Source organism: Pseudoalteromonas sp. NBT06-2 (assembly GCF_002276045.1).
In the GTDB taxonomy this organism is placed as follows: Bacteria; Pseudomonadota; Gammaproteobacteria; order Enterobacterales; family Alteromonadaceae; genus Pseudoalteromonas.
Genome location: NZ_NQMR01000005.1, coordinates 125203 through 136338 on the forward strand (window position 1 = coordinate 125203; position 11136 = coordinate 136338).

Annotated in this window: 13 protein-coding genes and 1 tRNA gene; 8 read left to right on the plus strand and 6 right to left on the minus strand. The window is 33.8% G+C overall.

Annotated features, from left to right (window positions below; genetic code table 11):
• Positions 1-10: 10 nt before the first annotated feature.
• Entirely contained in the window at positions 11-301 is a 291-nt protein-coding gene (locus tag CJF42_RS02240) for a prephenate dehydrogenase (protein ID WP_095365109.1), read from the minus strand.
• A gap of 72 nt (positions 302-373) precedes the next feature.
• Between CJF42_RS02240 and CJF42_RS02245 the strand changes: the two genes are divergently transcribed.
• Entirely contained in the window at positions 374-589 is a 216-nt protein-coding gene (locus CJF42_RS02245; RefSeq protein WP_095365110.1) for a hypothetical protein, read from the plus strand.
• Positions 590-859: 270 nt separating this feature from the next.
• On the opposite strand, the gene epmB is transcribed toward CJF42_RS02245, so the two are convergent.
• The gene (epmB, locus tag CJF42_RS02250; protein ID WP_095365111.1) at positions 860-1870 is read right to left on the minus strand and encodes an EF-P beta-lysylation protein EpmB; all 1011 of its coding nucleotides are present in this window, start codon (positions 1868-1870) and stop codon (positions 860-862) included.
• Positions 1871-1909: 39 nt separating this feature from the next.
• On the opposite strand from epmB, the gene efp reads away from it, so the two are divergent.
• A complete protein-coding gene (gene efp / locus CJF42_RS02255) occupies positions 1910-2479 on the plus strand; it encodes an elongation factor P (RefSeq protein ID WP_095365112.1) in 570 nt (189 codons plus the stop codon).
• Between the two features lie 114 nt (positions 2480-2593).
• Complete coding sequence (gene epmA / locus CJF42_RS02260) at positions 2594-3568, plus strand: elongation factor P--(R)-beta-lysine ligase (protein ID WP_095365125.1); 975 nt, start codon at positions 2594-2596, stop codon at positions 3566-3568.
• Positions 3569-3588: 20 nt separating this feature from the next.
• Here epmA and CJF42_RS02265 read toward each other — a convergent pair whose 3' ends face one another.
• The 3 genes from CJF42_RS02265 to CJF42_RS02275 form a co-directional block, all read right to left on the minus strand.
• A complete protein-coding gene (locus tag CJF42_RS02265) occupies positions 3589-4290 on the minus strand; it encodes a glycerophosphodiester phosphodiesterase (RefSeq protein ID WP_095365113.1) in 702 nt (233 codons plus the stop codon).
• The gene (locus tag CJF42_RS02270) at positions 4287-5165 is read right to left on the minus strand and encodes a DMT family transporter (protein ID WP_095365114.1); all 879 of its coding nucleotides are present in this window, start codon (positions 5163-5165) and stop codon (positions 4287-4289) included. The genes CJF42_RS02265 and CJF42_RS02270 overlap by 4 nt, the downstream gene beginning before the upstream one ends.
• Positions 5166-5492: 327 nt before the next feature.
• Positions 5493-5568 (minus strand) — tRNA-Ala (locus CJF42_RS02275).
• Between the two features lie 184 nt (positions 5569-5752).
• Here CJF42_RS02275 and CJF42_RS02280 point away from each other — a divergent pair.
• Together CJF42_RS02280 and CJF42_RS02285 are read left to right on the plus strand one after the other, a co-directional pair.
• The gene (locus CJF42_RS02280) at positions 5753-6166 is read left to right on the plus strand and encodes a hypothetical protein (protein WP_141235464.1); all 414 of its coding nucleotides are present in this window, start codon (positions 5753-5755) and stop codon (positions 6164-6166) included.
• 62 nt (positions 6167-6228) lie between these two features.
• The gene (locus CJF42_RS02285; protein WP_095365116.1) at positions 6229-6615 is read left to right on the plus strand and encodes a hypothetical protein; all 387 of its coding nucleotides are present in this window, start codon (positions 6229-6231) and stop codon (positions 6613-6615) included.
• Between the two features lie 166 nt (positions 6616-6781).
• Here CJF42_RS02285 and CJF42_RS02290 read toward each other — a convergent pair whose 3' ends face one another.
• Positions 6782-7930, minus strand: a complete 1149-nt coding sequence (locus tag CJF42_RS02290) for an MFS transporter (protein ID WP_095365117.1) — start codon at positions 7928-7930, stop codon at positions 6782-6784.
• A 132-nt stretch (positions 7931-8062) separates the two neighbouring features.
• Between CJF42_RS02290 and CJF42_RS02295 the strand changes: the two genes are divergently transcribed.
• The 3 genes from CJF42_RS02295 (at position 8063) to CJF42_RS02305 (ending at position 10774) form a co-directional block, all read left to right on the plus strand.
• Positions 8063-8602, plus strand: a complete 540-nt coding sequence (locus CJF42_RS02295) for a DUF2058 domain-containing protein (RefSeq protein ID WP_095365126.1) — start codon at positions 8063-8065, stop codon at positions 8600-8602.
• A gap of 139 nt (positions 8603-8741) precedes the next feature.
• Complete coding sequence (locus tag CJF42_RS02300) at positions 8742-9509, plus strand: class II aldolase/adducin family protein (protein WP_095365118.1); 768 nt, start codon at positions 8742-8744, stop codon at positions 9507-9509.
• Between the two features lie 89 nt (positions 9510-9598).
• Complete coding sequence (locus tag CJF42_RS02305) at positions 9599-10774, plus strand: mandelate racemase/muconate lactonizing enzyme family protein (protein ID WP_095365119.1); 1176 nt, start codon at positions 9599-9601, stop codon at positions 10772-10774.
• The last annotated feature ends 362 nt before the right edge of the window (positions 10775-11136 follow it).

Here is an 11136-nt window from a genome sequence, read left to right on the forward strand (position 1 = left end):
GGCAATTACTTTAAGTAAAGCGAGTCAATAGTTGATGAATTTTTTGTAATTTTGCGACGGTTGATTCTAATAACGTTTTGTCTAAATCATCCTGCTTGCTCAGAGTTTCAACATCAGATGCGATATCTAAAATATAAGGTTTAAAACGTTTAGCATCAAAAGAAAAAGCAGGATCTTTTAATAGCGCACTAAACTTTGCATGTCCGCCTTTTTGTAATGCATCTAGTTGATTATCTGCATCTAGGGCTTGTCTGTATAATATTTTTAAATTGTTATTTAATTGCTCTATTACTGGATTCATTTTTATTTAAAGGTTTTTTGAAAATTGCCGCTATAATATCATTAATGATTAATTTCTAAAATGGAGAATTAGATGGATATTTCTGGTGGTGGTTTACCTTTAATAGATAACTCGCAAGGCGCACAAGTATACTCAGCTTCATTGGCAAAATCACACCAAAAGTTAGAAGGTGAAGCTGCATTAGCTTTAATTCAATCGGCTGCTAGCAGTGCACCGATAGTGAGTAATCAACCTTCAACTTCTTCAGTGACGGCTACTTTAGGTCAAAATATTAATATACGTGTTTAAAAGCTTCATTAAAGCGACAGCTTGGTGCTACCAACATTACATTTTTAGCTCTATCTGAGCGAGCCCAATTCAAGGCGTGTTAATGCAGGAATGTAGGCACCTTTCAAACCAACGCAACGATGAAGTGGGTTTGCTTAAAAGCACCGTCTCGGCGAGTTTAAATAGGGTTTATGCTGCGTTATTAATTTTGATAAGGTAGCACCATTATCTTCAATTAATGCCTTACCTAAATCCTGTTTAATTCTCGCTTAAATCACGTATTTTTAGGTGTCATGGGTATATATTTATTGGTGTTTTACTTTTTTCGCCACCTATTTCTCTGACTAATTTAGGTACTAAAAAGCCAGGCAGCTCATTTAGTATGCCTTTTTGTATTGTTCTGGCATATTCTTCATCTACTTCGAAATGTGCAGCGCCTTGCACTTTATCTAAAACATGTAAGTAATAAGGCAAAACATGAGCATTAAATAGTGCTTCATTTAGAGCTACTTGAGTAACCACACTGTCGTTAATATTTTTTAACAATACAGCTTGATTAAGTAAGGTTACATTAGCAAGCTTTAATTGATGTAGTTTCTGACTCAGCGTTTTGTCTATTTCATTAGCATGATTAATATGTGTAACTAAAATCACTTTTAATCGAGATGACTTTAAACGATTACATAATTGTTCTGTAATGCGATTTGGGATCACCACAGGTAGCCGACTATGTATTCTAATTCGAGATATATGGGAGATTTTTTCAAGTTCAGTCATAAACCAATCAATCGAATCATCATTGGCCATCAGTGGATCGCCGCCACTTAAAATAACTTCATTTATATTATTATCATTGGCAACGTATTTTAGCGAGTTGATTAGTGCTTTTTTATTTAAATGGTTATCTTGATATGGAAAGTGACGCCTAAAGCAATAGCGACAATTTATTGCGCAACCAGTTTTAAAAATAATGAGTACGCGAGATTTATATTTATGTAATAAACCAGGGATCTGATTATTTTGCTCAAGCAATGGATCGTGGTCAAAGCCTTTTTTGATTAAAAACTCTTGATGTAAAGGCAGCACCTGAAGTAATAAAGGGTCATTAGGATCACCCATTTTCATTTTTTTAATAAATGGTAAAGGGACACGCATCGCAAACAATTTTCTTGCTTTGATATCATCAGAAAAAGGTTTTTCATCAATTTTTAGCATTTTTAGCAATTTATTTGGCTCAGATACGGCCATAGCTAATTCTTTTTGCCAGTTAGTATGCAAATTTGCTTCAATTGTTTGTATCATAGCTTAGTAAATAACTCGAATTGATTAATAGAGGATTAGATGGCGAATTATAGCACTAATGAATTCAAGGGAGGCCTAAAATTTATGATGGACGGCGAACCTTGCAGCATTATAGATAATGAAATGGTAAAACCGGGTAAAGGCCAAGCTTTTAACCGTGTAAAATTACGTAAATTGATATCCGGTAAAGTATTAGAGAAAACATTTAAATCAGGTGATACAGTTGAAGCCGCTGATGTGATGGATACTGAACTTGCTTATCTTTATACCGATGGTGAGTTTTGGCATTTCATGAATAATGAAACTTTTGAGCAAGTTGCCGCAGATGAAAAAGCACTAGGCGAAGCGCTAAAGTGGTTAGTGGAAAATGATGTTTGTACATTAACCATTTGGGATGGTCGCCCAATTGTAGTGACTCCACCTAACTTCGTTGAGTTAGAGATCACTGAAACAGATCCAGGCCTTAAAGGCGATACTGCTGGAACTGGCGGTAAGCCTGCGACTTTATCAACGGGAGCTGTTGTGCGTGTTCCATTATTTGTTCAAGTAAACGAAGTTATTCGTGTTGATACACGTAATGGTGAATATGTCAGTCGTGTTGCTAAGTAATCTGAATTAAGGTTAGTAGCACACTCATTTAGCAAAAGTTGTATGGTAAACTTTATGCGTACAGCTTTTGCTTACTTCTTGTTAACATTTAAACCTTTTCTTCAAGGTCTGCTCGTGAATGCAACTCTTTGGCAACCAAGTGCCAGCATCCAAAGTTTAAAAATGCGTGCTGAAATTATTCGAAATATCCGAGCGTTTTTTTATAAAAGAAATGTAATCGAGGTTGAAACTCCAAGCTTATCTCAGGCGAGCGCAACTGATATTCATTTAATGAGTTTTTCTACTGAATTTATAGGGCCTCATTTTAGTAAAGGTTTACCTCTTTATTTACAAACATCACCAGAATACGCAATGAAAAGGTTATTAGCTGCCGGTAGTGGTGCTATTTTTCAAATAAGTAAAGCCTTTAGAAATGAAGAATCAGGTAAACATCATAACCCTGAATTCTCAATGCTGGAATGGTATAGACCTGGTTTTGATCATTTTGCATTAATGGATGAAATTGATTCACTCATCCAGTGTATTTTAAAGTGCGAAAGAGCGGTTCGAATTACCTATCAAAATGCTTTTGAAGCTGTATTCAATATTGACCCTATCAATGCTTCATTAACTGAGCTTAAAAAATTATGCGAAATTCATGGTTTTGAAAACATAGCTAAAGATGAAGAAGATAAAGATACCTTATTACAATTATTATTCAGCATGATAGTTGAGCCAACTATTGGGCAAGACCGACCATGTTTTATTTATGACTTTCCTGCATCTCAGGCTGCGTTAGCTAAAATAAATCAAGAGAATCCAAAAGTTGCTGATAGATTTGAACTGTATTTTAAAAATATGGAATTGGCTAATGGTTTTAATGAACTGACAGATGCAAATGAGCAACTCAAAAGGTTTGAAAGTGACAATCAAAAAAGAACAAGCATGGGGTTAGCTCAAGTCCCTACAGATCATAACCTAATAAATGCGCTGGCGTCAGGTATGCCAGAATGTGCCGGAGTGGCGCTAGGAGTTGATAGGTTAATTATGCTTGCCTTGCAAAAAAAGCAGATCAAAGATGTTATAAGCTTTGATATAGAGCGAGCTTAGTTTATTTAAGAAAACTAAGCCTAACGAGTCATATTTTGGAGCATACTCTTAGTTGTTGCTGGAAAATTAGTGAAAATACCATCAACACCTAATGCTAACATTAACTCGATATCTTCTATTTTATCTAGCGTGTAGGCGTAAACTTTTAACCCTCTCTGGTGAGCATCAGAAACAAAAGCTTGATTAATAAAATCTTTATCAATATGAATGCTAAATGCATTTAACTCTTGAGCAAATTTAGCATATTCAATTGGTATGCTTGAGGTAAGGGCTCCTATTTTGAGCCAAGGTAATTGTTGCTTTATAAATTTCAGTTGATGGTGATCATAAGATGAAATAATTAAATTTTCTTGTGATATTTTTCCATTAGAAAGATAATTTTTAATATCTTCAATAAGATTTATTAATTCGAATGTATGTTTAAGCTCAATATTTAATAAAGTTTGATTATTATTCCAGTCGATTAAATTTTCAAGACTAGGGATTCTTTCACCAGAACCAGCGTCAAACTTTTTTAATTGACTCATAGTGTAATTACTTACTTTACCTCGGCCGTTGGTTGTTCTATCTAACCATGAGTCATGAATAATCACATACGCATCTTTGGCACTTTGTAAATCAACTTCAATGCCATCTACCTCAATATCTAAGGCCGCGTTTATCGCACTTTGGGTATTCTCAGGGTAATTCCCACTCGCACCTCTATGAGCAAATACTTTCATCGATACCCAATTCCTTTTTTTGATTTGTTAACTGACCAGGTTTCATAAAAAGCAGCACTAACAACTAAGAACCCACCAATGAATGTCGTAAAGCGAGGTCGCTCGCTTAATAAAATAAAAGATAAAACACAACCGTATAAAGGTTGTAAGCAAGAGATTAGGCCTGCCGTGGTTGCAGATAAACCTTGTAAACTAGAAGCAAATAATGAATGTGGCGCTGCAGTAAATACAACTCCCACTAGAAGTATTAATAACCAATCAGTTTGAGTTATTTCTGTAGGAGGGACTTCAACAAATAAACATAACATTAAACAAGCCACTAAGGTTTGATAAAGCATAGTATGTGGGCCAGTGTAATGCACAAAATAATTTTTATGTAAAACATTTCTCAAAGCGAAAAAGACCGCAGATATGACGCCCGTTATTATGCCTATTGTGACTTGATTACCTAAACTTGCTTCTGGTATGAGTAGGAAAATACCAAAAATGACAACGCAAGCTAACATTATATCTTTTAATTTAGGGCGCGTTTTATTAAATAAAGGCTCTAAAAAAATAGTAAAAACAGGGTAAGTGAAAAAGGCAATAATACCGATTGTCACTCCTGCCATTTGCATGCTTGTAAAATAAGTAACCCAATGAATACCAACAACAACACCCAATAAAATGGCAATGCCATAATCTTTATTACACGTGAGTCTTATTTTCTTTTTAGTGATATATAGTAAAATAAACAAAGTAACTGCAGCTATAGCTGTGCGATAAACTGTTATATCTAAAGCAGGTATGCCGATTAATTTAGAAAATAAAGCTGTGCCGCCAAATAAAAATACAGCAATGTGTAAATATGTCAGACTTTGATTATGTGATTGCATTTAGGAATTTAATATTTTTTCTTATATTATTGGACTCTAATTTACTTAACAAGATGAAATGCTATATATTTACTTAAATTTTATATCTTTATAAAATTGAAACTCTTTAACTCGCCACCAAGTCTCTTCGTTTTTTGTTTTTGTTGGGAATTTTTAATTGTTCAATGGCAGTGATATTTGAAAATTGTTATCTCACTTAAATAACGCTATCGCAATTTTTAAATTTTCTAATTTTGCCTGTATCACAGGTTATATTTTCGGATATTTATTATTTGAGATTCATAAACTGTAGAAATTTTTAAGAAGAGTTTAAAATATGATGGAAAGTGGTGGAGCTATGCGGGATCGAACCGCAGACCTCCTGCGTGCAAGGCAGGCGCTCTCCCAGCTGAGCTATAACCCCATATTCCATCATTCAAGGTGACTGGTTGCCCTGAATTGGGCGTACTTTATGTTTATTCTAAAATTTGGTCAAGCACTTTTTATGATTATTTGTTTTAATGGATAAAAATCAAACAAAACCTTTACATTTTTTAACTGTCCAAGTGTTTTTACTGTTAAAATATAATAAAAACAAAGGAAATATCATGAAAGTTGTATTTTTAAGTTTAGCTGCAATTGTAACTTTATCGGCTTGTACTACCTCCAGTAATAAAAAAAATGATTCAGCATCTAAAAATGAGACATTAGTTAAAGAAATAGATAATCATGGCGTTGAACGTTTTGCCTTTTCAATTGATTTTATTCCCGCTAAGGATGAAGAGTCTAAATCTAAACAAACAAAAAAACGCAGAAGACTTAATCCTCAAAGAGTTCAGAGTATTTCGAAAGAAGTTCCTGTAGAACAGAAATCTAAAAATTCAATTGCATTAGAGCAAAAAGCGTTATCTATGCTAGATAAAATGTTAAACCAAAAGAAATGGTGTTCGTATGGTTATGAGGTGGATGAAAAATATTGGCAAAATACGACTTTTAGAATTTTAGGGCATTGTATAGACTAGAGCTTAGGGTTAATGTGGTTAAAGAAGTCATAAATTGTAATTAAAAATAGAAGGGTCATTCAATGAACAAGGGTTTACCGATAATATTATTAGTTTTGTTATCTGGATGTGTCAGTAAATCAGACGTGCCTGCTTATGAAATTAATAATGAAAAGTTTATTGCTTCAACTGAAAATAAAGAAAAACAGTTTTCTTATATAGTCTCAGTTAAGCCCACTGGCGCAGTTGATTTGACCCTGACAAAAAATATGTCACGTAGCGCGTATAAAAAATTATTATTAACAGAAAGTTTTAGTGATTCAGGGGCGTTAAAATTAGAATTGGAAGACAAAGCTGCCAATATGTTAGAAAAAGAGCTTAAAAAGCGTCGCTATTGTCCTAAGTCTCATTCAATCGATGATGTGGTTTGGCGTGAGTACAGCGTCAAACTAAGTGGTCATTGCTTATAATGCAATTCCATTAAATATACGCTTACTCTAAATGGCCTAACTATATAATAGCTGCGTAATCTTCAATCTAATAGCTAACTATTACTCAATCAAGTGCTTTGCCTATATGAATATAGGTGCTTATTTTTTGTCCGGAACAAAAAAAGGTGATCTTGAAAGTTTATATTCATTTATATTTGACCGCTAACTTAATAGAACTGGTAAAACCCGAATATACTAAGCTGAGGCCACACATACATACTAATAAAATACCCACTAAAAAACTTGTTTTACCGTAGGTTTGATAAATTAAGCCTGGTAAAAACGAACCTAAAGCTCCACCGGAATAATAAAAAGAAACATATACACCATTAGTAACACTGGCAGGCGCTTGGCTTATTTTATTTACAAGCGGTGCAGCTATGCTATGTATAATAAACATTGCGCCACAAAAAAGTGAGAAAGCGATAAAAAATAGTTGAAATTGATTTGCCATCATTAAAATAATTGATATGGCATAAACGATAAACAAAATACTAAGTAATTTAAAGTGCTTTTGAAAATGTTTAACTAACAGTGGTGTTAATAAAGAGGCTATAGCACCACACAAATATCCTATATATACCAAGCCAATATTGGCTGTGCTTTGCATATTAAAATCATTTTTTAAAATAAACGGTAAATAATTCAAAACAGCAGTAAAGCAAAAAAACATGCAAAAAACTGCACTGTAAATTTTAAATAATCCTGGTTGTTTTAAATTTTTTACTCCAGAGATTATTGAAGGGCGGGCTTTATCATTGGCTGTATTTTTTGTTTTGATAAATATCGAGAAACAAAATAGTCCAACAGCAATTAAAAAATAAAAATTTTGCCAGTTAAAAAACTCAGTAAAATTAGCCGCTAATAATCGACCAAAAAAGCCACCTAAAATTGTACTACCTATATATACGGTCATTTTTTTTTGTAATTGATCATTTTGATATGTTTGGCCTATATAGCTAGTCATCGCTGTTAGTGCGGCGGGTAGTAGCAGCCCTTGTAAAATTCTGCAGAGTAACAATAATTCAAACGTTTTTATAAAAGGGAAAATAATGCAGGTAATTGCTAGTAGCATCATAGTGAATCTGAGTATTTTTAATGTATTTAATTTTTGAAATAGTAAACCATAAAATAAAGGCGCCATTGCTAAGGGGATCATAGTTGCAGTCATTAAACTACCTGCAACAGTGGGACTGACGTCAAATATTTGTGAAAATAATGGTAGTAGTGGCTGTGGTGCATAAAGTACAAAAAATATAAAAACAGAGCAGCTTAATAAATGAATAAAACGCATAAGTTAGGTTGTTACAACTCTGAGAAATAAAACTATTAGTAGCTTAATCTTTTAAAACTTCAATACAAGGCTTTTAATTAATCAAAATGATTATTAAAATAAACATATTCCATCTATAAGAGCATGATGATCATGGGTTCATTACAAGACCAGCTATTAAAATCAGGTTTAACCACTGCACATAAAGTGAAAGTGGCTAAAACGACTAAACGTAAACAACAAAAAAAGCAAAAAAAAGGTGCTAGTAGTAATCCTAGTGATCTACAAAAACACATTGAAAAAACTAAGTTAGCACAACAGAAAAAAGCTGAATTACTTAATTTAGCTAAGCTAACTGAGCAAAAAGATAAAGAGCAAATAGCACGTGTTAAGCAGATTTTACAACACAATAATCAATCTGAAATTAAAGGTGATTTAACTTTTAATTTCACGTATGAAAATAAGATAAAAGATCTTGATGTAAATGAAATTACACAAAAAGCTTTAGCAAAAGGACGTTTAGCAATATGTGTGCTTGAAGGTATTTTTTATGTCTTAAATGATGAACCAGCACGAAAAATAGCTGAGGTAGATGAAAAATATATCGTATTACATGCTTTACCTGAAAACGATAAAAAAGATGAAGACGATCCGTATGCTGATTTTGAAGTACCTGATGATTTAAACTGGTAAATAATTAAACTAAAAAAAACCGCATTAAGCGGTTTTTTTTAGTTTAGCTCATTGTAACATTATGATGCTTGTTTTAGACTTCTAAACATCCATTGTCAGTTTGAGCTGACGGTCCCAAATTTCAATGAGAGGTTTCCTCATGTTTGAATTACCACAATTAGACTTAAAAAATAAAGTCTCAGATGAAGAATGGCAATTACGCATTGATTTAGCTGTTTGCTATCGCCTTGCTCACTTTTATGGTTGGGATGACACCATCTATACGCATATTTCTGTTCGATTACCGGGTAAATATGAGTATTTAGTAAATGCATTTGGCCTTGCATTTGATGAAATTACAGCGTCTAACTTGGTAAAGGTTAATTTAAAAGGCGAAATCTTAGATGACTCTCCATTTCAGATAAATCCTGCTGGTTTTACTATCCATAGTGCTATTCATGAAGCACGTGAAGATGCCCATTGCGTGATTCACTTACATACCAATGAAATCATTGTTGTTTCTACTTTAGAAGGTGGACTGCAGCCAATCTGTCAACATGCTATGTTTCCGCATAGCTCAATTGCTTATCATAATTATGAAGGTTTAGCTGTTAATGAGAAGGAAAAATCACGTTTACAGAGTGATTTAGGTAATGCACATACATTAATGTTGCCAAATCATGGCGCATTAACTTTAGGGGCTAGTGTTGGTGAAGCTTTTATGCGTTGGGCTGATTTACAGCGTGCATGTGAAGTGCAAGTAATGGCATTATCGACTGGTAAACCACTCATAGCAATTGATCAAAATATTTTAGACACCGTTAAAACTCAGCAAAGCAAAGTACATACAGGAAGTACAGGAGGTCAAATTTCTTGGCCTGCTATGTTACGTAAAGCATATCGTTTAGATCCTAGTTTTGCTAAATAACCTGAACTTTACAAAAGCTAAGTATTTAGCACTGTTTTATCTTATGAAAAGATCAGGTTAGATATATAATAAATTTAATAGGAATAATTATGAAAGTAACTCGCGTCGAAGTGTTTGATATCCATTGTCCAGATAGACCTGCTTGGACACCTGTTTTTGTTCGTATTCATACTGATGAAGGGATTTCAGGTGTGGGTGAAGCTGGTCTTGCTTATGATTTAGGCCATAGTGCTGCAGCTGCAATGATCAAAGAAATGGCTGAAGCATTTTTAATTGGTCATGACCCATTTCAAACAGAAAAACTGTGGGCTCGTATGTTGCGAGAAAGTTTTTGGGGTTTAGGTGGAGGCCCTGTTGTTTATTCGGCAATGAGCGCATTAGATACTGCACTGTGGGATATTAAAGGTAAAGTTCTTGGTTTGCCTGTATATCAATTGCTCGGTGGTAAAGTAAACGATAAATTAAGAACGTATGCATCACAGTTACAATTTGATTGGGATGATGAGTTCAAAGCACTTGTTCAGCCACAAGAGTATGCTGAAGCTGCATTAAAAGCAGTAGCACAAGGATATGATGCAGTTAAAGTTGACCCTATTATGTATAACAAAAATGGTGAAACTTATTATGACCGAACTAATATTATTCACCGTTCAGAAATGAAATTATATCGTGCTCGTATGCAAGCTATTCGAGAAGCGGTAGGCGATGAAGTTGATATTATTTTTGAATGCCATAGTTTACCAGGTGCGACATCGGCAATTCAGTTAGGTGAGATCGCAGAAGAATTTGATTGTATGTTCTATGAAGAGCCTGTTAATTACTTAAATCATTCACTACATGCAAAAGTGGCTGATAAAGTGGCTGTGCCCATAGCTGGTGGCGAAAGACTTTATAATAGATGGCAAGTGCGTCCGTATCTTGAAGATCAAAGTATTGATGTTTTACAACCAGACATTGGCTTATGCGGTGGTTTTACTGAAACTAAAAAAGTATGTGATTACGCTGATATCTTTGATGTTCGTATTCAAGCTCATGTATGTGGTGGTCCAGTTGCAACTGCAGCTTCGTTACATTTAGAAACGGCGATTCCAAATTTCTTAATTCATGAACACCATACTTATGCCATTAAAAAGTGGAACCGTGAATTATGTTTACAAGATCCTCAACCTAAAAATGGTTTTTTTGAAGTTTCAGAAGAACCAGGTATTGGTATTGAACTCAATGATGAAGTTGTAATGCGCTCTCAAAGAGTCGAAATAAAATAACATACAAGTTGTGTTTAGTAATTAGAGGTTAATTTAAGGCAAGACGATTTGTAATATTCGACTTTAGCTAATACACTTTTGGTTAGTGGATTAGTTAAAGTAGTTAATATAGTCATTAATATTCATGATGGGCAGTACTATCAATAAGCAATAAGTATATTTTTTAGCATAACGTTACTCAACGACTATAGAATCAAAATATAAATCATCACACTTTTTATTTTGACGGAATGAAACCCTCGTTAATAAGTAAATTGAACCGTATTTTTTGGCTTTTTAGAATGAAAATATCGGTCTTTAAGTCTTTTGTTTGAAATATGAACGAACGGCTGCTTATTTTAACTTTTCTCAAAAAAACACTT